25 protein-coding genes and 1 pseudogene are annotated in these 23,870 nt (G+C 71.3%); 11 read left to right on the top strand and 15 right to left on the bottom strand.

Going from position 1 to position 23,870, the window contains the following annotated elements; all coding sequences use genetic code 11:
- Nucleotides 1-46: 46 nt before the first annotated feature.
- The gene (locus tag FR742_RS29800; protein ID WP_148034010.1) at nucleotides 47-1,399 is read left to right on the top strand and encodes a trypsin-like peptidase domain-containing protein; all 1,353 of its coding nucleotides are present in this window, start codon (nucleotides 47-49) and stop codon (nucleotides 1,397-1,399) included.
- Here the strand turns inward: FR742_RS29800 and FR742_RS29795 are convergent.
- From FR742_RS29795 to FR742_RS29780, 4 genes are read right to left on the bottom strand one after another with little or no spacing between them, the layout of a single operon-like run.
- Entirely contained in the window at nucleotides 1,391-2,770 is a 1,380-nt protein-coding gene (locus tag FR742_RS29795; protein WP_148034906.1) for a glycoside hydrolase family 5 protein, read from the bottom strand. The genes FR742_RS29800 and FR742_RS29795 overlap by 9 nt on opposite strands.
- A gap of 2 nt (nucleotides 2,771-2,772) precedes the next feature.
- Nucleotides 2,773-3,591 carry a carbohydrate ABC transporter permease gene (locus FR742_RS29790; protein WP_148034009.1) on the bottom strand — a complete coding sequence of 273 codons (819 nt, stop codon included), beginning with the start codon at nucleotides 3,589-3,591 and terminating at the stop codon, nucleotides 2,773-2,775.
- Nucleotides 3,588-4,556: a carbohydrate ABC transporter permease gene (locus FR742_RS29785; protein WP_148034008.1), complete on the bottom strand. Its 969-nt coding sequence runs from the start codon at nucleotides 4,554-4,556 to the stop codon at nucleotides 3,588-3,590. The genes FR742_RS29790 and FR742_RS29785 overlap by 4 nt, the downstream gene beginning before the upstream one ends.
- Complete coding sequence (locus FR742_RS29780; RefSeq protein WP_148034007.1) at nucleotides 4,553-5,830, bottom strand: extracellular solute-binding protein; 1,278 nt, start codon at nucleotides 5,828-5,830, stop codon at nucleotides 4,553-4,555. The genes FR742_RS29785 and FR742_RS29780 overlap by 4 nt, the downstream gene beginning before the upstream one ends.
- Before the next feature lie 161 nt (nucleotides 5,831-5,991).
- Between FR742_RS29780 and FR742_RS29775 the strand changes: the two genes are divergently transcribed.
- Nucleotides 5,992-7,005, top strand: coding sequence for a LacI family DNA-binding transcriptional regulator (locus tag FR742_RS29775; RefSeq protein ID WP_148034006.1), 1,014 nt, complete (start codon nucleotides 5,992-5,994; stop codon nucleotides 7,003-7,005).
- A gap of 40 nt (nucleotides 7,006-7,045) precedes the next feature.
- Complete coding sequence (locus FR742_RS29770; protein WP_187281358.1) at nucleotides 7,046-7,543, top strand: DUF6789 family protein; 498 nt, start codon at nucleotides 7,046-7,048, stop codon at nucleotides 7,541-7,543.
- On the opposite strand, the gene FR742_RS29765 is transcribed toward FR742_RS29770, so the two are convergent.
- Nucleotides 7,513-8,265, bottom strand: a complete 753-nt coding sequence (locus FR742_RS29765) for an aminotransferase class IV (protein WP_187281357.1) — start codon at nucleotides 8,263-8,265, stop codon at nucleotides 7,513-7,515. The genes FR742_RS29770 and FR742_RS29765 overlap by 31 nt on opposite strands.
- A 108-nt stretch (nucleotides 8,266-8,373) precedes the next feature.
- Here FR742_RS29765 and FR742_RS29760 point away from each other — a divergent pair, with 108 nt between their 5' ends.
- Nucleotides 8,374-8,739, top strand: coding sequence for a nucleotide pyrophosphohydrolase (locus FR742_RS29760; RefSeq protein WP_148034004.1), 366 nt, complete (start codon nucleotides 8,374-8,376; stop codon nucleotides 8,737-8,739).
- Nucleotides 8,740-8,765: 26 nt separating this feature from the next.
- Nucleotides 8,766-11,900 carry a BTAD domain-containing putative transcriptional regulator gene (locus FR742_RS29755; RefSeq protein WP_148034003.1) on the top strand — a complete coding sequence of 1,045 codons (3,135 nt, stop codon included), beginning with the start codon at nucleotides 8,766-8,768 and terminating at the stop codon, nucleotides 11,898-11,900.
- Between the two features lie 3 nt (nucleotides 11,901-11,903).
- On the opposite strand, the gene FR742_RS29750 is transcribed toward FR742_RS29755, so the two are convergent.
- Complete coding sequence (locus tag FR742_RS29750) at nucleotides 11,904-12,326, bottom strand: SRPBCC domain-containing protein (protein ID WP_148034002.1); 423 nt, start codon at nucleotides 12,324-12,326, stop codon at nucleotides 11,904-11,906.
- Between the two features lie 91 nt (nucleotides 12,327-12,417).
- Here FR742_RS29750 and FR742_RS29745 point away from each other — a divergent pair, with 91 nt between their 5' ends.
- Complete coding sequence (locus FR742_RS29745) at nucleotides 12,418-13,104, top strand: helix-turn-helix domain-containing protein (RefSeq protein WP_148034001.1); 687 nt, start codon at nucleotides 12,418-12,420, stop codon at nucleotides 13,102-13,104.
- Here FR742_RS29745 and FR742_RS29740 read toward each other — a convergent pair.
- Nucleotides 13,101-13,409, bottom strand: a complete 309-nt coding sequence (locus FR742_RS29740) for a ClpX C4-type zinc finger protein (RefSeq protein ID WP_222709084.1) — start codon at nucleotides 13,407-13,409, stop codon at nucleotides 13,101-13,103. The two genes, FR742_RS29745 and FR742_RS29740, sit on opposite strands and share 4 nt — an antisense overlap.
- 91 nt (nucleotides 13,410-13,500) lie before the next feature.
- Between FR742_RS29740 and FR742_RS29735 the strand changes: the two genes are divergently transcribed.
- On the top strand, nucleotides 13,501-14,319 hold the full coding sequence (locus FR742_RS29735; protein WP_148033999.1) for an alpha/beta hydrolase: 819 nt from the start codon (nucleotides 13,501-13,503) through the stop codon (nucleotides 14,317-14,319).
- Here the strand turns inward: FR742_RS29735 and FR742_RS29730 are convergent.
- The 3 genes from FR742_RS29730 to FR742_RS29720 form a co-directional block, all read right to left on the bottom strand.
- Nucleotides 14,305-14,805, bottom strand: a complete 501-nt coding sequence (locus FR742_RS29730; protein WP_148033998.1) for a hypothetical protein — start codon at nucleotides 14,803-14,805, stop codon at nucleotides 14,305-14,307. The two genes, FR742_RS29735 and FR742_RS29730, sit on opposite strands and share 15 nt — an antisense overlap.
- A 68-nt stretch (nucleotides 14,806-14,873) precedes the next feature.
- Complete coding sequence (locus FR742_RS29725; protein WP_261808813.1) at nucleotides 14,874-16,010, bottom strand: ring-hydroxylating oxygenase subunit alpha; 1,137 nt, start codon at nucleotides 16,008-16,010, stop codon at nucleotides 14,874-14,876.
- Between the two features lie 86 nt (nucleotides 16,011-16,096).
- The gene (locus FR742_RS29720) at nucleotides 16,097-17,266 is read right to left on the bottom strand and encodes a transposase (RefSeq protein ID WP_261808812.1); all 1,170 of its coding nucleotides are present in this window, start codon (nucleotides 17,264-17,266) and stop codon (nucleotides 16,097-16,099) included.
- Between the two features lie 72 nt (nucleotides 17,267-17,338).
- Between FR742_RS29720 and tnpA the strand changes: the two are divergent.
- Nucleotides 17,339-17,568, top strand: a pseudogene (gene tnpA / locus FR742_RS29715) (IS200/IS605 family transposase); the annotation flags it as partial.
- 253 nt (nucleotides 17,569-17,821) lie between these two features.
- Here the strand turns inward: tnpA and FR742_RS29710 are convergent.
- Entirely contained in the window at nucleotides 17,822-18,583 is a 762-nt protein-coding gene (locus tag FR742_RS29710) for an SDR family NAD(P)-dependent oxidoreductase (RefSeq protein WP_148033997.1), read from the bottom strand.
- Nucleotides 18,584-18,903: 320 nt separating this feature from the next.
- Between FR742_RS29710 and FR742_RS45370 the strand changes: the two genes are divergently transcribed.
- Nucleotides 18,904-19,149: a hypothetical protein gene (locus tag FR742_RS45370; protein ID WP_222709083.1), complete on the top strand. Its 246-nt coding sequence runs from the start codon at nucleotides 18,904-18,906 to the stop codon at nucleotides 19,147-19,149.
- A gap of 349 nt (nucleotides 19,150-19,498) precedes the next feature.
- Here FR742_RS45370 and recQ read toward each other — a convergent pair whose 3' ends face one another.
- Nucleotides 19,499-21,307 (bottom strand): DNA helicase RecQ, encoded by a 1,809-nt coding sequence (gene recQ, locus FR742_RS29700; protein WP_148033995.1) that lies wholly within the window; start codon nucleotides 21,305-21,307, stop codon nucleotides 19,499-19,501.
- 133 nt (nucleotides 21,308-21,440) lie between these two features.
- On the opposite strand from recQ, the gene FR742_RS29695 reads away from it, so the two are divergent.
- Together FR742_RS29695 and FR742_RS29690 are read left to right on the top strand one after the other, a co-directional pair.
- Nucleotides 21,441-21,686: a type B 50S ribosomal protein L31 gene (locus tag FR742_RS29695; RefSeq protein ID WP_148033994.1), complete on the top strand. Its 246-nt coding sequence runs from the start codon at nucleotides 21,441-21,443 to the stop codon at nucleotides 21,684-21,686.
- 69 nt (nucleotides 21,687-21,755) lie between these two features.
- Complete coding sequence (locus FR742_RS29690) at nucleotides 21,756-21,959, top strand: DUF3040 domain-containing protein (RefSeq protein WP_148033993.1); 204 nt, start codon at nucleotides 21,756-21,758, stop codon at nucleotides 21,957-21,959.
- Here the strand turns inward: FR742_RS29690 and FR742_RS29685 are convergent.
- From FR742_RS29685 to FR742_RS29675, 3 genes are all read right to left on the bottom strand, one after another.
- Nucleotides 21,930-22,187: a DUF6343 family protein gene (locus FR742_RS29685; protein WP_148033992.1), complete on the bottom strand. Its 258-nt coding sequence runs from the start codon at nucleotides 22,185-22,187 to the stop codon at nucleotides 21,930-21,932. The two genes, FR742_RS29690 and FR742_RS29685, sit on opposite strands and share 30 nt — an antisense overlap.
- A gap of 17 nt (nucleotides 22,188-22,204) precedes the next feature.
- Entirely contained in the window at nucleotides 22,205-22,909 is a 705-nt protein-coding gene (locus FR742_RS29680) for a maleylpyruvate isomerase N-terminal domain-containing protein (RefSeq protein ID WP_148033991.1), read from the bottom strand.
- A 93-nt stretch (nucleotides 22,910-23,002) separates the two neighbouring features.
- Complete coding sequence (locus FR742_RS29675) at nucleotides 23,003-23,743, bottom strand: hypothetical protein (RefSeq protein ID WP_148033990.1); 741 nt, start codon at nucleotides 23,741-23,743, stop codon at nucleotides 23,003-23,005.
- Nucleotides 23,744-23,870 lie beyond the last annotated feature (127 nt).

The following is a 23,870-nucleotide window of genomic DNA, read 5'->3' as shown; positions in this document are numbered from 1 at the left end:
CGTCGTGACTTAGTGTGCTTCTGGGATTCGTTCTGGAGGGGGACCGATGTCACGCCGAAGCACCCTGGTCGCGCTGGTGACGGTGAGCACCGCGCTGGTCGCGCCGCCCGTGGAGGCCGCCGCCGCGCCGCCGCCCGTGCCGGGAGCGGAGGTCTCACCGGTCATGGATCCGCAGCGGGCGATCGACTACTGGACGGCCAGGAAGCAGTCCAGGGCCGACGCCGTCGACCTGCCGGAGAACGTCGTCATCCCGCGGTCGGCGGGGTCGAGGGTGAGCGTGCCGCGCAACGAGCGGCTGACGCCCGGCTCCGACGCCAACGGCTACGCCCGCGTGCGCAAGCCCTACCGGCGGACGCTGGAGAGCAGGGCCACCGGCCGGCTGTTCTTCCTGGACGCCGCCGGTCACCGCAGGTCGTGCAGCGGCGCGGTGGTGCGCTCCGCGCGCAAGCTGCTGGTGGCGACGGCCTCGCACTGCGTGTACGGGGTGGCCGGGAGGGGCGGGCGCGCCACCTGGTCGGAGCACATCGCGTTCGTGCCCGCGTACGACGGCAAGGCCGCGAGCCTGCGCGAGCGCGCCCCGTACGGCGTGTGGGGAGCGCGGCGCGTCTACAAGCCGCGGTCCTTCACCGGCGTGTCGCCCTATGACTGGGACTCCATCTACGACCTGGCGCTGGTCGAGGTCGGCAGGCGGGGCGGCGCGACGCTGCAGGGGACGGTGGGCGGCTTCACGCCGCTGCGCAACGAGGGCGGCCGCCACACCGTCGCCAGCCTCGGCTACCCGAGCGACGCCCCGTACGACGGCACCCGCCAGCTCTGGTGCCTGGCCCGCACCCGGCCGTGGGCCGGACACGCGGTGCGCGGCGAGACCGGCGGGCGGCTGCGCACCGACAACTGCCACCTGTACGGGGGCAACAGCGGCGGTCCCTGGCTGACCAGGGACGACGGCCTGCTGATCGGGGTGCTGACGTCCGGGGCGAACGACGAGGCCGGCCACGGCTACGCGGTGGCCAACCCGCTCGGCCGGGACAGCTTCGGCGCGGTGGTGCGCCGGGCGGACCCGGCGGGCGTGTACGACGCGCTGTCGGTCGAGGGCTCGGGCACCGCCCGCGAGGTCACCGCCACCGTGACCATGAGAGGGCTGATGGCGGCGGCCCAGGTGCCGGTCACGTTCACGCTCCCGCCCGGCTCGCGGGCGGGGGACGCGCCGGGCTGCGAGGGCGAGGGGCGGCGGGTGACGTGCACGCTCGCGCTGATCCGCCCGGGTGAGTCGGTACGAGTGAGCGTCCCCGTCCGGATCCCGCGTGATGACCGGCCGAGCGCGACCGTGTCCGTCGGCTCCACCTTCCTGGACCCGGACCCGCGCGACAACAGGGACACCTTCCAGCTCGCGTCACGGTGACGCGGCCCCGTCCAGGGCGGCGCCCAGCAGGTCCAGCAGGGGTTCCCGGCGGCGGCAGTTCTCCAGCGCGAACGAGTCGGCCAGCGCGATGAGCTCGGTGTCGTCGAGGCCCCTGAACAACTCGGCGTACTCGGGCAGCAGCGCCTGGGCGATGAGGATGTGCCTCACCAGGTCGTCGGTCTGGTAGCGGGCGCCCCACGGGTACGGGTCCCAGGCGGGGAACTCGGTCTCCACCAGCGCGTGCAGCGGGGCGAGCGCCTCGGCGCCCTCCTCCATCGTGGAGCCCCATCGGTCCGCGCCGAGCCGCCGCTTCTTGTCGATGAACGGGCCGAACCTCTCCAGGTACGGCCCGCCCGCGCACACCAGGCCCTGCAGGCCGACGTCCTTGTAGGTCCACAGGGACCAGCCGGCCTCGTGGCGGTCGTAGATCTCCAGCTGGTCGCGCAGGATCTGGTAGCGCTCCCCGTCCCGCTCCGGGTCCCCGGTGTAGACGGGCCCGAACTCGCCCACCCACAGCGGGGTGCCGGTCTCCCGCTGGAACCGCGACCGCTGCTCGAACGTGCGCTCCAGCTCGTCCTTGTCACACCAGCGGCCCTGGGTGTAGCCGGGATAGCCGCCGCCGTGGGCGAACCCGGCCAGGGCGTAGTCGTGACAGACGAACACCGTGTTCTCGTACACCTCCCTGAAGATCGAGAAGTCGGTCGAGTAGGTGTTGCCGTCCAGGAACAGCACGTGCCGGGGATCGGCCGCGCGCACCGCCTTGACCAGCCGGTCGTAGAACGGGCCGATGACCTTGCCGGTCGGGTCGCCCGGCTCGTTGACCGGGTTGTAGCCGGCCACCCACGGGTTGTCGCGGTAGTGGTCGGCGATGGCCTCCCACAGGTGCACGGCCCGGTCCTGGAAGTGCCGGTGCTGCCAGAAGGCGGCCACGTGCGTCGGGTTGTCGGAGTGCCAGTGCTGGTTCTGCGAGCCGGGCAGCGCGTGCAGGTCGATCACGCTGTAGATGCCGTGCGCGCCGAGCAGGCCGATCACCCGGTCCAGGTGGCGGAAGCCGTACTCGATGATCTCGAAGGGCCGGTCGTCCGCCTCGAAGTGCCGATAGCTGATCGGGATGCGGACGCAGTTCATGCCGAGCCCGGCCAGCAGCGCCGCGTCCCGCTCGGTGAAGAAGGAGGTGAGCAGCCGCTCGAAGAAGAGCGCGGCCCGCTCCTCGCCCAGCACCTGACGCACCGCCGCGCGCATCGACGCCTCGTTGGCCGGATAGCCGGTGATGAAGTTCTCCATGTTCATCCAGCCGCCCAGCCCGACCCCGCGCAGGCGTACGGGCCGGTCGTCGGCCGTGCGGAGCCGAGCTCCGGAGACGTGCAGCATGGTCACCCTTTCGTCGCTCCCGCTGTGAGACCACCGATCAGGTGGCGTTCCGCTATGGCGTAGAACCCCAGCGCCGGCACCATGGCCAGCACGAGGTAGGCGAGGACCCGCGCGGTGTCGGAGCTGTACTGGCCCTGGAACTGCTGCACGCCGAGCGGGAGCGTCCAGCTCAGCTCGTCGCTGAAGACGACCAGCGGGAGCATGAAGTTGTTCCAGCTCCCCACGATCGCCAGCACCGACACGGTGGCCAGCGCCGGGCGGGCCATCGGCAGCAGGATCCGCCAGAAGAAGCCGAACGGCGAGCAGCCGTCGATCGTGGCCGCCTCCTCGATCTCTCCCGGGATGCTCCTGAAGAACTGGCGCAGGATGATGATCGTCAACGGCAGCCCGAACGCGGCCTGCACGAGGATCACGCCCAGCGGGTTGTCGATCAGGTTCAGCGTGCGGAGCATCACGAAGATGGGCAGGATCGCGACCGCGAACGGGAACATCAGGCCCGCCGTGAACAGTGTGAACAGCGCCTCCCTGCCCCGGAAGGCGAAGCGGGCGAAGACGAACGCGGCCAGCGCCGACAGCGCGACGACCAGCACGGTGGTCGCGACGGCGATGAACGTGCTGTTCCAGACCTGGCGCCAGAACGATCCTTCGGCCAGCACCTCGGTGTAGTTGCCCGGCTCCCACGGGCTGGGCAGGCCGAACGGGTTCACCGAGAGCTGCTGGGTGCTCTTGAAACCGCCGAGCAGCGCGTACACCACGGGGATGAGGATGAACGCGCCGACGACCCAGGCGATCGCGTGCAGGGGCAGGGTCGTGCGCTTCATCGTTTCCCTCCCATGGCGGTGGTCGCGCCCTCCAGGTCACGCCGCATGACCAGGCGCTGGTACGCCAGGGCGAAGACCAGGCTGAGCCCGAACATCACCACGCTGATGGCGCTGGCGTAGCCCACCTGGGCGCGCTCGAAGCCGAGCGTGAACATGGTGACGGCGAGCGTCTCCGACGCGTGCGCGGGCCCGCCCTCGGTGAGGATCCACACCAGGTCGAAGAGCTGGATGGTGTAGATGACGGAGAGGAACACGCTGATCCTGATCGTGGGGCCGAGCAGGGGCAGCGTGACGTACCGGAAGATCTTCCAGCCCGCCGCTCCGTCGATCTTGGCGGCCTCGATCAGCTCGTTCGGGATGTTCTGCCGCCCGGCGAGGTAGATCATCATGTGGAAGCCGAAGTACTTCCAGGTCATGACCACGAAGATCGACCAGAGCGCGCTGTCCGGGTGCGACAGCCACTCCGACTCCAGCCCCAGCGGGCCGAGCAGCTGGTTGGCGATGCCGTTCTCCGGCGACAGGATCAGCGAGAACAGCACGCCGGTGATGACCTCGGACAGCACGTACGGCGCGAAGAACACCAGCCTGTAGAGCGCCCGCCCCCTGATGCGCTGGTGCAGCAGCATCGCGATGCCCAGCGCGAACGGGAGCTGGATCACCAGGGTCGCCACGATCAGCAGCAGCAGGTTCCCCAGGTCGGTGTAGAAGATGTCGCTGGCGAAGAGCCTGGTGAAGTTGCCGAAGCCGATGAAGTCGGTGGGCAGGCCGCCGAAGCCGTTCCACCTGAACGCGCTGGCGTAGCCGGCCACCAGGATCGGGGTCACCACGAGCAGCAGGAAGAGGGCCAGCGCCGGCAGCACGAACAGGGCGATCGTCAGCCGGTTGCGGGGTCTTCCCCGCCTGCGGCGGCGGCGCGGACCGGCCGGAAGCGTCTCCGCTTCCGGCCGGCGGGTCACGGTCGTCATTCGCTCTCGCTCTTGGCCACTTCGGTGATGTCCTGCGCCACCTGCTCCGGGGTCTTGGCGCCCGCGAACAGCTCGGCCACGCTGTCGTTGACCTCGGCGCCGACGGCGGGCGGGTACGCCTGGTCCAGGTAGAGCTGGAAGCCGGTGGCGCTCGCCAGCGACTCGGCGACGACCTTGAGGTTCTCGTCCTTGACCGCGCTCTCCACGCCCTTGAGGACCGGGAGGACGGCGCCGGACTCGACGGCCTTGGTGTGGTTCTCGGTGCTGGTGAGGAACTTCAGGAAGTCGAGGGCCTCCTTGGGCGCGTCGGCGCCCACGGCCATGCCGCCGCCTCCGCCGAACGCCTCGGTGATGGCGCCCTTACCGCCCTCGACCTCGGGGAACGGGAAGAAGCCGAGGTCCTCGCCGAGGCCCTCGCCGGAGTCGGCCTGCACGGTCGGCGCCCACTGGCCCATCAGCTCCATCGTGGCCTTGCCGTTGGCGACGCTGGCGGACTGGCCGTCGGGGGTCGAGTAGCCGGCCCCGAGGAAGCCGCGCTGGAACGGCTCCAGGTCGACCAGCGCCTTGAGCTGCTGTCCGGCCTGGACGAACTCAGGCTTGGTGAAGTCGTGGTCGGTGCCGGCCTGCTGCAGCGCCGGCAGCCCGGCGATGCGCATCGCGAGGTAGGCCCAGTAGTAGTGGCCGGGCCACTTCTCCTTGCCGGCCAGCGCGATGGGGGTGATGCCGGCGGCCTTCAGTTTCTTGACGGCGTCGAGGAAGCCGGTCCAGGTCGTCGGCGGCTCGGCGATGCCCGCCTTCTCGAAGTGCTTCTTGTTGTACCAGAAGCCCACCATGCCGATGTCCGTGGGCAGCGCGTACGTCTTGCCGTCGAACTGGTACGCGGCCATGGAGGCCGTGGTGAAGTTCGTCAGATCGACGTCGGCGCTGATGTCCTTGACCAGCCCGGCGTCGATCTGCTGCTTCAGCACGCCGCCGCCCCAGGTCGCGAAGACGTCGGGCGCCTTGCCCGACTGGGTCAGCGTGGTCAGCTTGGCCTTGTACGCCTCGTTCTCCAGAACCGTCATCTTGACGGTGATGTTCGGGTTGGCGGCCTGGTATTCCTTGGCCCGGGTCTCGTAGATCGTCTTCAGCGGGTCGGACGTCGACAGGTGCCACCACTCCAGGGTGACCTTGCCGGGCGCACCGCCTTCCTCGGGTTCCGTGGTGGCGGTCTGCCCGCCGCCGCACCCGGCCACCAGGACGGCTGCCGCTATCAACGCACAGGTTCTCTTCATAGGGGTTCCCTCCTCGGCTGGCGAAAGTTTCGTGAACCCCCCGATATTTTCATTGACCGGAGCATAGGTATATGGCTGACAAAGCGTCAATAGCCGCGTCGGTCGCGATCGGATCACGACCGGTTATCCGGATTCCGAAAGTTTCGGCTAAACTCCGGATCATGTCTGGGAAGAGGCGGGTGACGATCGCTCTGATAGCCGAGGAAGCCGGGGTGTCGATCCCCACGGTGTCCAAGGTGATCAACGGCCGGCCCGAGGTCGCCCCGGCGACCCGCCATCGCGTCGAACGGCTGCTGCACAAGCACGGCTACCAGCGGCGCATCAGCCAGGACGAGACCCCGGCCGGGCTGGTCGACCTCGTCTTCACCGAGATGGAGTCGCCCTGGGCGATGGAGATCGTGCGCGGCGCGGAGAGCGCCGCCCACGAGGCCGGGGCCAGCGTCGTCATCACCGTCCTGCACACCCACGCGGGGCCGGGCCGCGACTGGCTCGAACGGCTCGCCGGCCGCCGGACCGACGGCGTGGTGATCGTCGCGTCGAAACTGTCGTCCGGCGTCCAGGACCAGCTGAGCGCCCGCTCGCTGCCGTTCGTCGTGGTCGACCCGGAGGGCGAGCCCGCCCCCGGCGTCGTCTCCGTCGGCGCGACCAACTGGAACGGCGGCCTGGCCGCCACCCGCCACCTGCTGGAGCTCGGCCACCGCCGCATCGGCATGATCAGCGGGCCCGCCGACATGCTGTGCAGCCAGGCCCGCATCGACGGCTACCGCGCCGCGCTGGAGACGGCCGGGGTGCCCGCCTCGCCCGAGCTGATCCGCCGCGGCACGTTCATGGTCGACTCCGGCCACGACCACGGCCACGCGCTGCTCTCCCTCGACGACCCGCCGACGGCGATCTTCGCGGGCAGCGACATGCAGGCGTTCGGCGTCCTGGAGGCGGCCCGCCAGCGCGGCCTGCGGGTGCCCGAGGATCTCAGCGTGGTCGGCTTCGACGACATCCCGCTGGCCAAGTCGGCCTGGCCGCCGCTGACCACGGTGCGCCAGCCGCTGCAGGAGATGGCCGCGCTCGCCACCCGCACCGTGCTGGCCATGCGGCGCGGCGAGACGCCCGAGGCCCGCCGCGTCGAGCTGGCGACCGAGCTGATCGTGCGCGAGAGCACCACCCCGCTGCCCGCCTGACCTGGGTTTCGGCCCTGGCGGCGCGGGCAGCCGCAGGGCCATGATGCGCAGACTCGCGAACGGTGCCATCAGCGGCGCCGCGGCCACCATGACGATGAGCACGGTCATGCTGGCGGGCCAGAAGGCGGGCCTCATGCCCGGCCAGCCGCCCAAGCACATCGTCCGCGGCCTGCTCCCCGGCAGCAAGGCCCGCCACAAGACCGGCGAGGGCGTGCTGGGCGCGGTGGCCCACCTCGGTTTCGGCGTCGCCTCCGGCATGGCCTTCGCCCTGCTGTCGCGCCGGCCGCGCCGCAGGGTTCCGCTCGGCGTCGGCTACGCGCTGCTGATCTGGGTGGTCAGCTACGAGGGCTGGGCGCCGCGGCTGAGCGTCCTGCCGCCCATCGACCGCGACCTCCCGGGCCGCCCGGCCGTGATGGCCGCCGGCCACATCGTGTACGGGGCCACGCTCGCGGCCCTGCTCAACCGCCTCGAACCCGGTGAGAAGCCGCCGGCGAAGGAGGAGGCCGCTCAGAAGGAGTCCCAGCCCGCGCTCTCGTAACAGCCGGTCACCCGCGCCATCAGCGCCTCGTCCACCTCGATCCGGTGGCCGTCCACCCGGTCCACGGCCACCACCCCCCACGAGTTCGCCAGGAACACGGCGGGGAACTCCGTCAGGTCGGCCACCCGCAGCACCCGCCGCTCGCACGGCACACCGGCCCGCGCCAGCTCGCCCTCCAGCAGCCGCATGGTGACGCCGCGCAGCATCGGCGCGTCCGGCCAGATCACCCGGTCGCCGTCGAAGCACCCCAGGTTGGTGACCGCCCCTTCCGAGATCACCCCGTCGTCCGACGTCAGCAGCGCCTCGTCGTACCCCTCCCGCTCGGCGAGCCTGCCCAGGTAGCCCTGCGGGAAGCCGCCGGTGTGCTTGATGTGCGGCAGGAACCGCTGGTAGCGGACCGACCTGAGCCTCTTCGGGGTCGCCGCGAGCCGCACCGGCGGGCCGGACACGGCGATCACCCGCACCCCGCCGGCGTCGCACACGAACACCCGCACGCTCGCGTCCACCGCCTCCAGCGCCCGGACGGAGGCCCGCACCAGGTCCAGGTCGAGCTCCTGGCCGAACAGCTCACGGGTGGCGCCGCTCAGCCGGTCCAGATGCGCCGCCGGCCCGCGCACCTTCCCGCCCCGCACCTGCATCGCCGTGAAGTGCCCGTATCTCGCGGACATGGCGAGCGCCACGTCGCCGGCCTCCGCCGCCCGCCCGTCGATCACCGCACCCATCAGGCCCGCCCTCCCACGCCGCTCCAGGATCATTATCCCGAGCTGAAACCTTCAGCGCACCTTCCTCGAAAGTTTCGCACCAGGCGAGGACTCGTAAGGTCGTCAACCATGACGACGGACTTGGACGGGCTGGCGGAGCGGCTGCGGGCGTTCGCGCGGGCCCGCGACTGGGAGCAGTTCCACACGCCGAAGAACCTGGCGATGGCGCTGGCAGGCGAGGTGGGTGAGCTGGTCGCCGAGCTCCAGTGGCTCACTCCCGACGAGTCGCGCGACCCCGGCCCCGAGACCCTGTCCCGCATCACGGCGGAGCTGGGCGACGTCACCGCCTACCTGGTACGGCTCGCCGACGTCCTGGGCGTCGACCTGGTGGCGGCGGCCCACGCCAAGCTGGACGCGGGCGAGCGCCGCTACGACCCCGCCCGCTACCGCGGCTCCGCCAGGAAGGCCCCGCACCTCCCGCCGGACGCTTTCTGACGGACCCGGCGCGTAGGGTGACGGGCATGCGTTTCGGGGTGCTGGGCCCGCTGGCCGTCTGGACCGACGCGGGAGAGCCCGTGACGGTGCCGGGGCTCAAGGTGCGCGCGCTCCTCGCCGACCTGCTCGTGCACGACGGGCGGCCGGTCTCCACCGACCGCCTGCTCGACGACCTGTGGGGCGACGACCAGCCCGGCAACCCGACGGGCGCCCTCCAGGTACGGGTCTCCCAGCTGCGCAAGGCGCTGGAGGACGCCGAGCCGGGCGGCAAGCACCTGGTCGTCTCCAAGGCCCCCGGCTACCAGCTCGCCGCGGGCAAGCAGGTCGACGCCGCCCGCTTCACCGACCTGCTCGCGCGCGCCGAGGCCGCCGACGACCCGCGCACCCGCGCCGGCCTGCTCGCCGACGCGCTCGACCTGTGGCGAGGCCCCGCCTACGCCGACTTCGCCGACGAGGAGTTCACCAGGGCCGCCGTCGTGCGGCTGGAGGAGCAGCGGCTCACCGCGCTGGAGCTGCGCGCCGAGGCGCGGCTGGAGCTGGGCGAGCACGGGCTGCTGGTGGGCGAGCTGGGCGACCTCGTCTCCCGCCACCCGCTGCGCGAGCGGCTGCGGGCCGCTCACATGCGCGCCCTCTACCGCGCGGGCCGCCAGAGCGAGGCGCTGGCCGGCTACGCGGAGCTGCGCGAGCGGCTCGCCGAGGAGCTCGGCCTCGACCCGGGCCCCGAGCTGGCGGCCCTGCACCAGGCGATACTCGGCCAGGACCCGGCGCTGAGCGGCCCCGCCGAGCGCCCGGCCACCAACCTGCCCGCCTCGCTCAGCAAGCTCATCGGCCGGGGCGACGCGCTGGCCGAGGTGCGGTCGCTCGTGCGGGAGGAGCGGCTGGTCACCCTCACCGGCACCGGCGGGGTCGGCAAGACCCGGCTGGCACTGGAGGTGGCGGGCGAGCCGGCCGAGGAGTTCCCCGACGGGGCGTGGCTGGTGGAGCTGGCCCCGCTCGACCGGCGCACGGCGTCGCTGCCCGAAGCCGTCATGGCCGCGCTCGGCATCCGCCAGGACGACGCCGCCGCGCCCGCCGACCGGCTGGCCGACGCGCTGCGGGCCCGCCGGATGCTGCTCGTGCTCGACAACTGCGAGCACGTCGTCGAGCAGGCCGCCGAGCTGGCCGCGCGGCTGCTGCGCGCCGCCCCCGGCCTGCGCGTCCTCGCCACCAGCAGGGAGCCGCTGGCGGTCGACGGCGAGGTGCTGTGGGCGGTGCCGCCGCTCAACCTCCCCGCCAGCACCGACCTGGCGGTCATGGCCAGGTCTGACGCGGTGCGGCTGTTCGTGGCGCGGGCGGCGGCGTCGGCGCGCGGGTTCGCGCTGAACGCGGGCAACGCGCAGGCGGTGGCGCAGCTCTGCCGCCGGCTCGACGGCATCCCGCTGGCGCTGGAGCTGGCCGCCACCCCGGTGCGGGTGCTCGGCGTGCGGGGCGTGGTGGACCGGCTCGACGACCGGTTCAAGCTGCTCGCCTCCGGTAGGCGCGGCGCGCCCGCCCGCCAGCAGACGCTCATGGCCGTCATCGGCTGGAGCTGGGACCTGCTCACCGAGCCCGAACGGGCGGTGCTGCGGCGGCTGGCCGTGCACGCCGACGGCTGCACCATCGAGGCCGCCGAGGCGGTCAGCCCCGATGAGGACGTGCTCCACCTGCTGGCCCGGCTGGTGGACCGGTCGCTGGTGGTGGTCGTCGACGGCGCCGCGGGCGTGCGCTACCGGCTGCTGGAGTCGGTGGCCGAATACTGCCTGGCCCGCCTCGCCGACGCGGGCGAGCTGGAGAGCGCACGAGCCGCGCACGCCCGCCACTACCTGGCCCTCGCCGAGCAGGCCGCGCCACACCTCTACGGACACGAGCAGCGGGCCTGGCTGCAGCGGCTCGACCAGGAGGGCGCCAACCTGCGCGCCGCCCTCGACACGGCCGTGGAGCAGGGCATGACGGACGTCGCGCTGCGGCTGGTGAACGCGCTGGCGTGGTACTGGTTCCTGCGCGGCCGGCTCGCGGAGGGCCGGCGGTCCCTGGAGACGGCGCTGGCCGCGGCCGGGTCCGACGGCGGTGACGCGTCCGCCCGCGCCGCTGGATGGCTGGCCGGGTTCACCGCGCTGCTCGGCGAGGAGGTCGACTGGGAGCCGGTGTTCGCCCGGATCGACGACCGCGCCGCGCGGGCCAGGGCCACGCTCTTCGTCGGCCTGGTCGTCCTCGACCTGCCGTCGAGCGAGGAGCTCGTGGGCAGGGCGCTGAAGGAGTGCCGCGCCCTCGGCGACCGGTGGGGCGTCGCCGCCGCGCTCAGCAGGCAGGCCAGGACCGCCTTCGCCACCAGCGACCTGGAGACGCTCAAGGAGGTCGGCGAGGAGAGCGCCCGGATCTTCCGCGAGCTGGGCGACCGCTGGGGCCTGCTCCAGGCCACCGAGTGGCTCGCCGGGATGGCCCAGACGGTCGCCGACGGCGAGCGCGCCAAGGAGCTGTTCGCCGAGGGTCTCCACATGGCCGAGGAGCTGGGGCTGTGGCCCGAGGTCGCCCGGCGCACCTCGTGGCTCGGCTGGCTGGCCATGTACGAGGGCGACCACGCGCGCGCGATGGAGCTGTGCGGCAGGGCCATGCGGCTGGCCGTCTCCCACGGCTACCAAGAGGGCCGGATGATGTCGGAGATGGGGCTCGCCTTCGCCGCCCAGAAGGCGGGCGAGCTCGACCTGGCGGAGCGGCACCTGCTCAACCTGCTCGACGGCGTCCCGCGCGGCCCCGGCGTCGAGCCCGCCCTGCACCTGCCGACCACCCTGGGCGCGCTCGGCTACGTCACCGAGCAGCGCGGCGACTGGGCCACCGCGCTGGCGCTGCACCGTGAGGCCTACGACGCGTGCCGCAAGCTGGGCGACCCGCGCACCACCGCGTTCACCGTGGAGGGCATGGCCAGCGCGCTGGCCGCCGGCGGCTCTCACCCGGCCGCGGCCCGCCTGCTCGGCCTCGCGGCGGCGGCCCGCGCCCGGCACCGCACGCCGCCGGTGCCCTCCGAGCAGGAGGAGATCCGGCGGGTCGCCGAGGCGTGCCGGGAGGCGCTGGGCGAGCCGGCGTACGCGGCCGCGTACGCCGAGGGCGGCAAGCTGGAGCTGGACGAGGCGACCGCGGCGCTCTGAGCGTCAACCGGTCAGGTGCTCGTGGAGCCGGTCGAAGAACTCCATCCAGCCCTGCCTCGACTCCTCGCCCGCGTTCGCCCCATCCTCGCGGAAGGTCATCGCGGTCCTGCCGTCGTCGTCCGCCAGCCCGACCGTCAGCACCGAGACGGGATCGTCCGGTTCGCCGGTGGTGAAGACGAGCCGCGCGGGCGGCGCCACCTCGCGGTAGGCGCCGTCGAACGTCACCTCGAAGCCCTCCTCGGCGGTCAGCGTCACCTGCCATCGGCCGCCCGGACGGGCGTCCAGGACGATCCGGTCCACCGGCGCGGCCATGAACCGCGGCCCGAACCACCGGGCGAACCGCTCCGGCGTGGTCCAGGCGGCGAACACGTCCTCGCGGGGCACGTCGAACACGCGGATGATCTCGTACGAGGCGGTCTGCGTCATGGTGGCCTCCCTCTCCATGTCGGCGAGGGCCCACCATGACCGGGCGGGCTTACGATCCCCTTCATCCGGCCTTAAGGGCTAGGCTGCGCGGGTGGACAGCGCAGAACTCAAGGAACGCGTACGCGAGCTGCGGGCCGAGGGCCGCTCGCCCAAGGAGATCGCCCGCGCGCTCAAGGTGCCGCCGTCGGCCGTCGCCCCGCTGGTGCGGGCCATCGCGGCCGAGAACGCCGGCGGCGGGGACGACCGTGAGGCCGAGCTGATCGGCTGCTGGATGAGCGTCGGCTGGAGCAACGGACTCGGCGTCGACCCCGCCCGAGGCTGGACCGACGAGGCACCCGACGCCGAGGGCGGCAAGGTGTCGGTGCTGGTGGTGAGACGTCACAACTGGGACAAGCTGACGGTCGTCGGCTGCCTGGCCGACGTCTACTGCACCGGCATCAAGCACATCATCGGGCCCGACGTGGTCGACGAGCGGGAGCTGCGCCGGTTCAGGGAGTTCTTCTTCTCCGACTACAAGGGCTTCCAGGAGGTGCCCGTCGAGCTGGCGCGCCACCTGGTGTTCGGCGCCGACGACTACGCCCGCTCGCTGGGCGTCGAGTCGCACGAGGAGATCGGGCAGCTCTCCGGCCTGCTGGGCGACTGGGAGGGGCCGTCGGCGATCACGTTCGGCCGCCGGGGCAGGCCCTACTACGTGCCGGACACGTACGACGACCCGCAGAAGGTCGTCCACATCCTGCGCCGCAAGCTCTCCTACGACGAGTTCGACTACGACATCTAGCTCTTCTCGCCGGAGAACCTCTCCCACGCCGACTGCCGCGCCGTGCCCATGGCGGCGCCGATCCGCGCCCATGAGACACCCCGGTCGCGCAACCGGTCGACCCAGACCTGGAGGTTGGCGTCGACCTGGGCGCTGACGGCGGCGACGCGCGGCAGGAAGTCGAGGATCTCCTGGTCGGACATGGTGTCCGGCCAGGGGATCTCGGCGGTGGACGACGACTCGCGCGGCATCTCCAGCACGGCGTTGCACAGTCCGACGCACTCGTCGCAGATGTAGACGCCGGCGCCGGCGATCACCTTGCCCACCTCGTCCTTGGCCCCTCCGCTTCCCGATACGGTGGCGCTACCCGCCTGGCACAGTGCCCCCCGCCGGGGCGTACGCACGAAGGAGCACGACATGGCCGAGTCACGGGAGCACAGGTTCGTCGGCACGCGAGGTGAGAACGTCGTGCGGGAGTGGCCGCACGAGCGGCCGCGCTACGTCGCCGTCCTCGTGCACGGCTACGGCGAGCACATCGGCCGGTACGAGCACGTCGCCGACGCCCTCGTGCGCCACGGCGCCGCCGTCTACGGCCTCGACCACATGGGACACGGCAAGTCGCAGGGCGAGCGGGTGCTGATCGACGACTTCGAGGACGTGGTGACCGACGTGCACGCGGTGGACGAGCGCGTCCGCGCCGACCATCCCGGCGTGCCCGTCGTGCTGATCGGCCACTCGATGGGCGGCCTGATCGCCGCCCGCTACGCGCAACGCTACGGCGACAGTCTGGCCGCGCTGGTGCTGTCCGGGCCAGTGATCGGCTCCTGGGAGGTCATCCCGCAACTGCTCGCGCTCGACCCGATCCCGGAAGTGCCGATCGACCCGGCCACGCTCTCCCGCGACCCCGCCGTCGGCGTCGCCTACGCCGCGGACCCGCTGGTGTGGCACGGCGCGTTCAAGCGGCCCACGCTGGAGGCGCTGGCCACCACCATCGAGGTCATCGCCAAGGGCGGCACCTTCGGCCCGCTGCCGACGCTGTGGATCCACGGCTCCGACGACCGGCTCGTCCCGCTGTCGGGCACCCGGCCCGGCATCGAAGCCGTCAAGGGCGGCGACTTCACCGAGATCATCTACCCGGAGGCCCGCCACGAGGTCTTCAACGAGACGAACAAGGACGAGGTGCTGGCGGACGTGACGACGTTCGTCGACCGCGCCCTCGCCTCACGCCACCCGTAGCCAGGCGTGCCCCGAGCCCCGGGTCCTGGACAGCTCCACCTTCCAGCACCCGGGCGCGGGGAACACCCACCCGGTGCCCCACTCGTAGCCGGGCCGCCGCCAGTTGGACCCGCCGTGGTCCTCCAGCCAGACGAGCTTGGCCCGCTTCCCGCCGGGCCCCGTCGCGGAGACCTTGAGCGGGCCGTCCCCGGTCATCCGCCACACGATCTTCACCTCGGCCCCCGCCTCGAACGGCACCTCGGCGAAGAGCAGCCCCCACAGTTCGGCGTCCTCGGAAGTGCCCCGCACCTCGGCGAAGCCGTCGGCGGGAGTGAGCAGTTCGGTCCCGTTGCACGTCTCCCCGGTCTTCGCGGCGCCGGCCACCGGCCCGTCCGTGCCCGGTGGAGGCGCGTGCGTGGACTCGCCCGTACCCGTCGTGCCCGCCGCGCACCCGCCGACGAGCACGACCACCGCCACCGCCACCACCGCCATCGCCAACGCCCGCACCGACGCTCCTCCCGGCCGTTCCGTCCATCCCTTCCTCTACACGCGGACGGCCGGAAAGGTTCCTGCGTTCAGGGGGAGCGTTCGAGTTCGCGGCGGTAGGCGTCGAGGACGAGACCGTGGAAATGATGGACCGCGTGCTCCGACAGGCCGGACCCGCCGGGATCGTAGACGATCTTGCCTTGGGTGAACGCGGGGCTGCGCATCCCGCGCTGGACGCTCTCCACCAGGGCGATGTCCTCCTTCTGGAGCACCTCGTCGATGTAGCGGATGCTGTCCACCTCGGCCTCGTCGGGCTCGGCCGTCTCCAGGTAGAAGTCCCAGGTCTCCCGGGTCCGCTCCGGGCCGTCAGGGACGATCTGCAGCACCATGAAGTTGCCCCGGCCGGGATAGCGCAGCAGGCAGGTGTTGGGCCACAGCCACCAGACCGCGTGCTCGGTGACCGTCGCCCCCGACACGTCGTAGGCGGAGTTCTCCGCCTTGCCGGCCAGGGCCATGTGGCTGGACCAGATCCCGTGGGTGGTGACCTCGTAGGTGCTCATGTCGACCAGGGACACGAAGTCCTTGTGCGCCACGTGGCAGTGGTAGCACTCCAGGAAGTTGTCGACAACGTTCTTCCAGTTGGAGGCGATGTCGTAGGTGAGCCGGCGGGCGAGGGTCAGCTTCGCCACGTCCGGCGCCCGCGCCATGATCTCCGCCTCCAGGTCCCCGGCCTGTTCGGTCAAGGGCGCGGCCCCGGGGTCGAGGTTGACATAGACCATGCCGCCGAACTCGCCGATCTGGACCTGGTCCAGGCACACGGCGGACGCGTCGAACCCCGGCATGTCGCCGGTGTTGCGCGCCCGCCGCAACCGGCCGGTCAGGTCGTAGTTCCAGGCGTGGTACGGGCACACGATGCTGCGCCGGACACCGGACCCCGTCAGCAGTTCGTGCGCCCGGTGCTTGCACACGTTGTAGAACGCCCGCAGCGCGCCGGCCTCGTCGCGGACGGCGACGATCGGCAGGCCGGCGACCGTGCCCGTCACATAGCTCCCCGGCTCCCGCAGCTTCTCCACGTGACACAGCCACTGCCACGTACGAGCGAAGATCGCCCGCTGGTCGACGTCGGACCAGCGCGGATCGGTGTAGGCGTCGGCGTGCAGGGACATCGACAGGGCGGGGTCGGGGTCGTATCCGGCGGAGATGTGATCGAACGGACCAGGTGTCACCGTACCTCCAAGACGTCAGCTTCTCGGCCGTGAACGACCGAGCTTGCAGCTCCTGGCCGCCGGTGGCTTCGACGGCCCGGTCCGCGTCAGGCAGCGTGACTCACTGCCCAGCCCGCCGCACCGCGCGAGGCGATGTTACGGGCCGCGTTGACGTCGGCGTGCTCAGCGAAGTCGCACGACGTGCACACGAAGGTTTCCTGGCTGGTCCGGTTGTTCTTGTCCACGTGGCCGCAGTGTGAGCACTGCTGGGAGGTGTAGGCCGGGTCCACATGGATGACGGCGACCCCCGCCCGGACCGCCTTGTAGCCGATGAAGCTCCCCAACTGGTGGAAACTCCAGGAATGCAGCGTGACCCGCTGGGGCTTGCGAAGCCGTACCCGTTCGCGGATGCCCTGGAGGTCTTCCAGGGCGATGCCGCGCCCAGTGCGTTCTGCCTCGGTCACGATCTGCTTGGCGATGCGATGGTTGACGTTCGCGGCGAAGCGGGCTTCCTTGCGGCGGCGGCGCTTCAGCAGTCGCCTAGCGGACTTCGTCCGCTTGGCCTGCAGACGGCGGCGTAGTTCGCGGTTGCGGTGGCGGACCGCGTTGAGGTGCTTCCCGCTGTGCCGGATCCCGGTGCTGGTGGTGGCGATGTTGGCGATGCCCAGATCGATCCCGAGGAATCCGTCCGGCCTAGCGGTCGGGGCATCGGCGACCTCGACGCATGCGTGCAGGAACCACATCCCGTCCCGGCACACCAGATCCGACTCACCCCGGCGGCAGGCGGCCAGCAGGGCCAGGTGTTCGGCCGAGCCGGTGAAGGCCACCCCTTTCAACCGCCCGGCGGTCGTCCAGATCGACACCGTCCGCGCCTGGTGTTGCCAAGACAGGCACCGGTCGTCATACGGCTGGGCCGCCAGCGGCCGGAAGGAGATCGGCTTGCTTTCCACCTTGATCCGCCGTGCCGATCCCGGCTCGCCGAGATTCCCGGCGGCCAGGTTGGCGTGCAGGGTTCGGTAGGCGTCACACACCTTCTTGATGACGTGCTGGGCGGCCTGGGCGGCCAGCACGAACTCGGCCTTGATCCGGTCGTAGGAGTGCTTGCGCAGATCGAAGTTACGGAAACACCGGTGCCGGAACGCCAGTGCCGCGACCAGATTCGCCGCCCGGTTGGCCGCGTGCAGGGTGGCTTCCAGCGCCGCCGCCTGCTCCGGCGTCGGCAGGAGCCTCACCCGCACCACCAGCCTCACAATCGAACACATTACCTTCAGGTCCATGTCGCCACGATGGAAATCCAACCCCGAAATCCGACGGGGCCGCAGCGTGGTCCACGACCTGCATGCCCACACGACCATGTCCACCTACTGGTGCTCTATCCGCCCAAGGTCGCGCTGTCGACTCTGGTCAACTCTCTCAAGGGTGTCTCGGCCCGGATGTTGCGCAAGGATTTCCGGTCCACATCGGCCGGTATCGATGGGGTGGCCATTTCTGGTCCCCCTTGTATTTCGCCGCATCCTGCGGCGGAGCACCCCTGTCGATCATCAAGGAGTACATCGAGAACCGGAGACGGCCGGGTTGAGCTCCGCATGGAGACGACCGTCCGGGCACCGCTAGGGCCTGGGGCCCTCCCACGCTGTCGTTTCCTCCCGGGCGTGAACGCCCAGGGTTCCACGCCGGATCACGCTGACACCGGCGCACGGGGAGCCGCGTGGCGACACCCGAATCCGGCGCCAACTCAATCGAGGCTGATGATCCTTGAGGCGAACAATCAACCCTTGATCACTCAATCGGCGGCCTCGCGGTTTTCCGTCCGTTTCGCAGGCGCTGCTGCCTCAATCCCGGGCCTCGGGGTCCAGCCCGAGCACCGAACGCCCCCCGTCCACCGGCAACGTCACCCCGTTGACGAAGGACGCCTCCGGCGAGAGCAGGTACGCGACCGCCGCCGCGATCTCACCGGCCGTGGCCACCCTGCCGAGCGGATGCAGCCGCGCCATCTCCCGCTCGACCTCGGCCGCCGCCTCCGCCGGCTGCCCGGCCAGGAACTCCTCGTACCGTTCCGTCGCCACCGACCCGGGTGCGACGGCGTTGACCCGGATCCCCCGCTTGCCGTACTCGACGGCGAGCGCCCTGGTCAGCCCTTCTATCCCGGCCTTGGCCGTGGCGTACGGCAGGCTGCCCGGCACCGCGCGCCGGGCCTGGTGGGAGGTGACGTTGACGACGGCGCCGCCGGTGCCGGCATCCAGGAAGCGGCGCACGGCGACCGCGCAGCCGACGACCGCCAGGTCCAGGTTCGCCGCGATGAGTCCGCGTACCTCCTCGATGGGCGCGCTGTGCACGGAGGCGTCGCGGAAGACGGCGGCGTTGTTCACCCAGCCGGCCAGCGTGCCCGCCTCCTGCGCCAGGTCGGCGGCGCGGCCCGCGACACCCTCGTCCGCCGCGTCGCCGACCACCCCGACCACCCGCTCGCCGGCCCAGCCCAGCACATCGGGGTCGCGCTCGACGACCACCACGGTGTGCTTCTCTCCCAGCAGGCGCTCCACGACAGCCCGGCCGATCCCTCTGCCTCCACCGGTCACCACATACGAAAGGCTCATGATTGGACGATATGTGGATCTAGCCCCCGTCTCTTGCAGGCAGCGCCAACGGGCCCCAAGCATGGGCTTCACCCATCAGCGCTCCGCGCCGGACAGCTCAGGCTGCGCCCCTTTGGGGGGCGCGCCCCCCAAACCCCCATCTCAGACCCCGCTTCGCCGCTTCGTATGAAACCTGGCCCTCGACTCCTTGCAGGGAACAGCCTGCAAACCCCGCTGAAGCAGGTCATCAACGTGCTTCACCGGCGGGTGTGTCGAGTCGTCCGTGCACTCGTGGTCGGAGACTCCGGCGTGAGCCGCAGGAGGGCCCAGACGGTCCGGCCGTGTCCGTCGCCGTGCACACCCCAGCGGGTGGTGAGTTGCTCGACGGGATGGAGGCCGCGGCCGTTCAACTCGTGGTCCTGGGCCTGGTGCAGGCGAGGGACCGATGGGCCGCCTTGGTCGAGGACGGCGAGGACCACCAGGTCGTGGCCGGTGTGGACGGCGATGCCGAAGGTGCCGCCTGCTGTGCCGCTGCGGGAGTGGCGACATGGGGCTTGTCCTGGCTGGGACAGCGTCTCACGAGCTGAGACCACCATCCGGCTCGACGGTCTGAGCAGCCGGTTCATGGATGGGGGAGATCCCTGCCAAGCTTCGGACCTCCACGCCGAGAGCTTCCACACCCGATCCGCGATCGACCACCTCACATCCGGGGGTGCAGGGGGCCGGGAGGCCCCCGCCAAGGGGTGCGGGGAGCTCGGCTCCCCGCTGAGAGGAGCCCGAGCCGGTCCGCGCGGAGCGCGCCTCCCGGCGAGGACCATGCCTGGGGCAGACGGGCAAGGGCCACGCCTGGGGCAGACCGGCAAGGGCCACGCCTGGGGCAGTCCGGCAAGGACCACGCCCGGGACAGACCGGCGAGGACCACGCCCGGGGCAGAGGTCAGGAGTCGGACAGGGTGGCCAGGACCTGGTCGCCGTACTTGGCCAGTTTGTTCTCGCCCACCCCGCTCACCGTGCCCAGCTCCTCCAGTGACGACGGCCCCAGTGTCGCGATCTCACGCAGCGTGGCGTCGTGGAAGATGACGTAGGCCGGGACGCCCTGCTCCTTGGCCGTGGCCGCGCGCCAGGCCCGCAGCCGTTCGAAGATGGGGGCCGCCTCCGGGGGCAGGTCGGCCGCCGGGCGGGACTTCGGGGCCGACGCGGCCTTGGCCGGGCGGCGGGGGTCGCGGCGCAGGCGGACCTCGTGCTGGCCGCGCAGCACCGCCGCGCTGGCGTCGGTCAGGACGAGGGCGCCGTAGTTGGGCTCGACCGCGAGCAGGCCCTGCGCCAGGAGTTGCCGGGCCACGCCGTGCCACTCGGCGTTGCCGAGCTCGGTGCCGATGCCGAAGACGGTCAGCGAGTCGTGGCCGTGCTGCAGGACCTTGGCCGTCGTCTTGCCGAGCAGGATGTCGACGATCTGCCCCACGCCGAACTTCTGCCCTCGCTCGCGGGCCAGCCGCAGCACCGTGGAGAGCACCTTCTGCGCCGGCACGGTGCCGTCCCAGGACTCGGGCGGCGTCTGGCAGGTGTCGCAGTTGCCGCACGGGGAGCCGCCCGGCTGGCCGAAGTAGTCGAGCAGCATGACCCGCCGGCACGTCACGGTCTCGCAGAGGGCGAGCATCGCGTCGAGGTGGAGGGCCTGGCGGCGGCGGTGCTGCTCGTCGCCTTCGAGGGCCATGCGCCGGTGCTGGACGACGTCCTGCAGGCCGTAGGCCATCCACGCCGTGGCGGGCAGCCCGTCGCGCCCGGCCCGCCCGGTCTCCTGGTAGTAGCCCTCGACGGACTTGGGCAGGTCGAGGTGGGCCACGAAGCGCACGTCGGGTTTGTCGATGCCCATGCCGAACGCGATCGTCGCCACCACGACCAGCCCTTCCTCGCGCAGGAAGCGGGCCTGGTGGTGGGCGCGGGTGCGGGCGTCGAGGCCGGCGTGGTAGGGGAGCGCGGGGATGCCGTTCTCGACCAGGAACGCGGCGATCTTCTCGGCCGACGAGCGTGACAGGCAGTAGACGATGCCGGAGTCGCCGGGGTGCTCGGCGCGGAGGAAGTCGAGGAGCTGCCGCTTGGGCTCGCTCTTGGCGGTGATCCGGTAGTGGATGTTGGGGCGGTCGAAGCCGGCGACGAAGTGGCGGGCCTCGCCCTCGCGCAGGCCGAGGCGCTCGGCGATCTCGGCGTGGGTGGCCGGGGTGGCGGTGGCGGTCAGCGCCATGCGCGGCACCTCGGGCCACTGGGCGTGGAGCTCGGACAGCGCCAGGTAGTCGGGCCGGAAGTCGTGGCCCCACTGGGAGACGCAGTGGGCCTCGTCGATGGCGAACAGCGAGATCGCGCCCTTCTTCAGCAGCCGCACCGTCGACTCCAGCCGCAGCCGCTCGGGCGCGAGGTAGAGCAGGTCGAGCTCGCCCGCCAGGAACTCGGCCTCCACCAGCTGCCGCTCGTCGAAGTCCTGCGTCGAGTTGAGGAACCCGGCGCGCACCCCGAGCGCGGTGAGCGCGTCCACCTGGTCCTGCATGAGCGCGATCAGCGGCGAGATGACCACGCCCGTCCCGGGCCGGACGAGCGCGGGGATCTGGTAGCACAGCGACTTGCCGCCGCCGGTCGGCATGAGCACGAGCGCGTCGCCGCCCGCCGCCACATGCTCGATGATCTCCTGCTGCCCCGGCCGGAACGTGTCGTAGCCGAACACGCGGTGCAGGACCTCGGTGGCTGTATTCATGCGGCTACCTTACGTGTTCGGAATCGCTCTCGAGCCGGGTTCGCCCACGGCGATCGTAGCCGCTGCGCATCGTCCTCCCATGCCCCTTTCGCGATGCGGGAATGAAAACCGTTCCTATCTGGTTGACGGGCACATGAAGAAGAACCTGCACCCCGCGTACCGTCCCGTCGTCTTCCGCGACCCGAGCGCCGGGGTCGCCTTCCTCACCCGGTCCACCGCGACCGGCACGGCCACCGTGGAGTGGGAGGACGGCCGCACCTACCCGGTGATCGACGTCGACGTGTCGTCGGCGAGCCACCCCTTCTACACCGGCCGCGGCCGCGTCCTCGACAGCGCGGGCCGGGTCGAGCGCTTCAACAAGCGTTACAGCAGGCCGTGACCCCGTACTGAACGGCCCGTCCCTGGGTAGCAGGGGCGGGACCGGCGGTGGGAGCGGTGGTGATGGCATATGGCCCTGTCGGAGCGGGAGCGCCGCATCCTTGAGGAGATCGAGGATGCCCTGGAACGCGACGACCCCAAGCTCGCCAGGCGCGTGTCGGGGGTCGCCTCCGGGACGGGCCGTCTCCGGAGGCTGCTCCTGAGTGGTTGGTTCATGGTCGCGGTCATCGTCGTGACAGTCGCCCTACTGGTGCTGGCGGTCGCGCTGGCGTGAGAGGCGGCGCTGGATGATGACCAGGTCGACGGCGGCGAAGACCGCGACGGCCGCCGCGATCGCGGCCTCCCATGCCCACACCTGCTCGCCCGTGCTCATCGCCTGCGTGATGAAGTAGACCGCCGCCGCGGTGCCCAGCACGAGCGCGGCCAGGGACAGGATCCGCCGCAACCGGTAAGGGCTGCGCGCGGTCAACGGCTCCGTTCCCGCGCGGTTGCGCAGCCACATGGGGATTCACACTCCTCTCAGGCGAGACAACGCAGCGCCGACGCGAGCCGCGGGCTGAGCCCGTTGCCCGGAGGGAGCCGGCCCACCGTCGCCTCGACGAAGTCCGGATAGGACAAGCTGGCTTCGGCGTCGCCGAAGTGCACCCAGATCTGCTCGGCCGTCTGCTCCACCTGCACGCTCGGGTCCTGTTCGGCCAGCGCGAACCGGCCGACCGCGACCCGCCAGAAGGTGCGGTCGTCCGCCTCGTCCGGGCGGACGGGAGCGCCCACGTCGTCGGCGTGCGTGGCGTACTCGGAGTCGTAGTGGAAGGCCTGCTCGCCCACCGGATAGGGGCCGGCCATGGTCTCCAGGAGGGCGTCGCGGCCGAGCGCGCGCATGCGGCGGCGGGTGTCGCCGTTCTTGTCGCGCCACTCCCGCAGCACCTCTTCGACGGGCAGGTCACGCCGCTGACGGACGCACCACTCGTTGAACTCGTTGTAGCCGCCGATGCCCTCGGCCTCCATCAGCAGCCGCAGCTCGCCGAGGGTGCCGTCGAGGCAGGCCTGGTTGTAGAGCTCCTCGCCGGCCAGGTGGCCGAGCACGTCGCGGACGGTCCATCCGGCGGCGCGGGAAGGGCGCCGCCAGCCCTCCTCGTCCAGGCCGGAGAAGAACCAGTCCAGCCGGGACGCCTCGGCGTCGAAGATGTCGAACGGGTCGTACTCGCGCAGCAGATCCTCTGGCATATCCGGTCGCTACCCGCAGGATCCCGGAACTCACCGGGCCCGGGCACGGCGAAGGCCCGGCCGGAGCCCGGCCGGGCCTTCACTCAGTGGTGCTTACCGGCGCCAGCTGTAGACGCGCACGTAGTCGGTGCGGCTGGTGGCGTCGTCGAGCTTCCTGTCGCCCTTGAAGACGGCCTTGTAGCTGCCGCTACGGTAGGCGCGGTCCTTGGCGTAGAACTTGCCGTGACGGTCGGTGCGGTCGGAGGCGACCCACTTCCAGCCACTGGAGCCGTTGGCCTTGTAGTAGACGTGGACCTTCTCGTAGCCCACGGCGCGCCAGTGGTCACCGCGCTCGGCCAGCAGGCGGCCGGAGAAGTAGACCGACTTGCCCTTGCGGACCTTCGACGGCGAGGCGTCGAAGCTCAGCCGGGTGTCGGCCTTGCTCCAGCCCTTGCGGACGTCGACGTAGAAGAACGACGTGTCGTGGGCGACACGCTTGCCCTCCTTGTCGAAGGCGGTGGCGATGGCCTTCCACTTGCCTTCGGGGTCGTGCGAGGTGAACGGCACCGAGAAGAGCCAGTTCTCCAGGGGCTTGACTTCCTTGCCCCGCAGGGTGCGGAACTTGCTGTCGGCCGGCTCGACGCTGAGCTCGACCTTCTCGACGTCGGAGCTGGCGCCCACCTTGAAGCGGGCGACGGTCTCGCTGCCGTGCTTGACGACGACAGGGTTCGGCGAGACATCGAGGATCTCGACCTTAGGCGCCTTGGTGGTGGTGGCGGCGACTGCGCTGCCACCAGACATCAGCATGGTCCCGCCCGCGAGAGCGGCGACCAGGCCTACGGCGATCTTTCGCATGAGGGTGCTTCTCCCCGTAAATCTTGTGGCACCGGCCCGGGATGACCGGTTCCCTTTACTGCTTAGAGCCACACTAAGGGGGAAAGGTTCGCTAAAGTTACGGAAAAATTTTGATCACGGTGGTCAC

The sequence above is a fragment of the Nonomuraea sp. C10 genome, from assembly GCF_008017515.1.
GTDB lineage: Bacteria > Actinomycetota > Actinomycetes > Streptosporangiales > Streptosporangiaceae > Nonomuraea > Nonomuraea ferruginea.
This window is presented reverse-complemented; position numbering and strand designations above follow the sequence as displayed.

Excerpts from the sequence above, each read along its gene's own strand:
- FR742_RS29800 (WP_148034010.1), top strand. The coding sequence starts at position 47 with ATGTCACGCCGAAGCACCCTGGTCGCGCTGGTGACGGTGAGCACCGCG.
- FR742_RS29795 (WP_148034906.1), bottom strand. The coding sequence starts at position 2,770 with ATGCTGCACGTCTCCGGAGCTCGGCTCCGCACGGCCGACGACCGGCCC.
- FR742_RS29790 (WP_148034009.1), bottom strand. The coding sequence starts at position 3,591 with ATGAAGCGCACGACCCTGCCCCTGCACGCGATCGCCTGGGTCGTCGGC.
- FR742_RS29785 (WP_148034008.1), bottom strand. The coding sequence starts at position 4,556 with ATGACGACCGTGACCCGCCGGCCGGAAGCGGAGACGCTTCCGGCCGGT.
- FR742_RS29780 (WP_148034007.1), bottom strand. The coding sequence starts at position 5,830 with ATGAAGAGAACCTGTGCGTTGATAGCGGCAGCCGTCCTGGTGGCCGGG.
- FR742_RS29775 (WP_148034006.1), top strand. The coding sequence starts at position 5,992 with ATGTCTGGGAAGAGGCGGGTGACGATCGCTCTGATAGCCGAGGAAGCC.
- FR742_RS29770 (WP_187281358.1), top strand. The coding sequence starts at position 7,046 with ATGATGCGCAGACTCGCGAACGGTGCCATCAGCGGCGCCGCGGCCACC.
- FR742_RS29765 (WP_187281357.1), bottom strand. The coding sequence starts at position 8,265 with ATGGGTGCGGTGATCGACGGGCGGGCGGCGGAGGCCGGCGACGTGGCG.
- FR742_RS29760 (WP_148034004.1), top strand. The coding sequence starts at position 8,374 with ATGACGACGGACTTGGACGGGCTGGCGGAGCGGCTGCGGGCGTTCGCG.
- FR742_RS29755 (WP_148034003.1), top strand. The coding sequence starts at position 8,766 with ATGCGTTTCGGGGTGCTGGGCCCGCTGGCCGTCTGGACCGACGCGGGA.
- FR742_RS29750 (WP_148034002.1), bottom strand. The coding sequence starts at position 12,326 with ATGACGCAGACCGCCTCGTACGAGATCATCCGCGTGTTCGACGTGCCC.
- FR742_RS29735 (WP_148033999.1), top strand. The coding sequence starts at position 13,501 with ATGGCCGAGTCACGGGAGCACAGGTTCGTCGGCACGCGAGGTGAGAAC.
- FR742_RS29720 (WP_261808812.1), bottom strand. The coding sequence starts at position 17,266 with ATGGACCTGAAGGTAATGTGTTCGATTGTGAGGCTGGTGGTGCGGGTG.
- FR742_RS29710 (WP_148033997.1), bottom strand. The coding sequence starts at position 18,583 with ATGAGCCTTTCGTATGTGGTGACCGGTGGAGGCAGAGGGATCGGCCGG.
- recQ (WP_148033995.1), bottom strand. The coding sequence starts at position 21,307 with ATGAATACAGCCACCGAGGTCCTGCACCGCGTGTTCGGCTACGACACG.
- FR742_RS29695 (WP_148033994.1), top strand. The coding sequence starts at position 21,441 with ATGAAGAAGAACCTGCACCCCGCGTACCGTCCCGTCGTCTTCCGCGAC.
- FR742_RS29690 (WP_148033993.1), top strand. The coding sequence starts at position 21,756 with ATGGCCCTGTCGGAGCGGGAGCGCCGCATCCTTGAGGAGATCGAGGAT.
- FR742_RS29685 (WP_148033992.1), bottom strand. The coding sequence starts at position 22,187 with ATGTGGCTGCGCAACCGCGCGGGAACGGAGCCGTTGACCGCGCGCAGC.
- FR742_RS29680 (WP_148033991.1), bottom strand. The coding sequence starts at position 22,909 with ATGCCAGAGGATCTGCTGCGCGAGTACGACCCGTTCGACATCTTCGAC.
- FR742_RS29675 (WP_148033990.1), bottom strand. The coding sequence starts at position 23,743 with ATGCGAAAGATCGCCGTAGGCCTGGTCGCCGCTCTCGCGGGCGGGACC.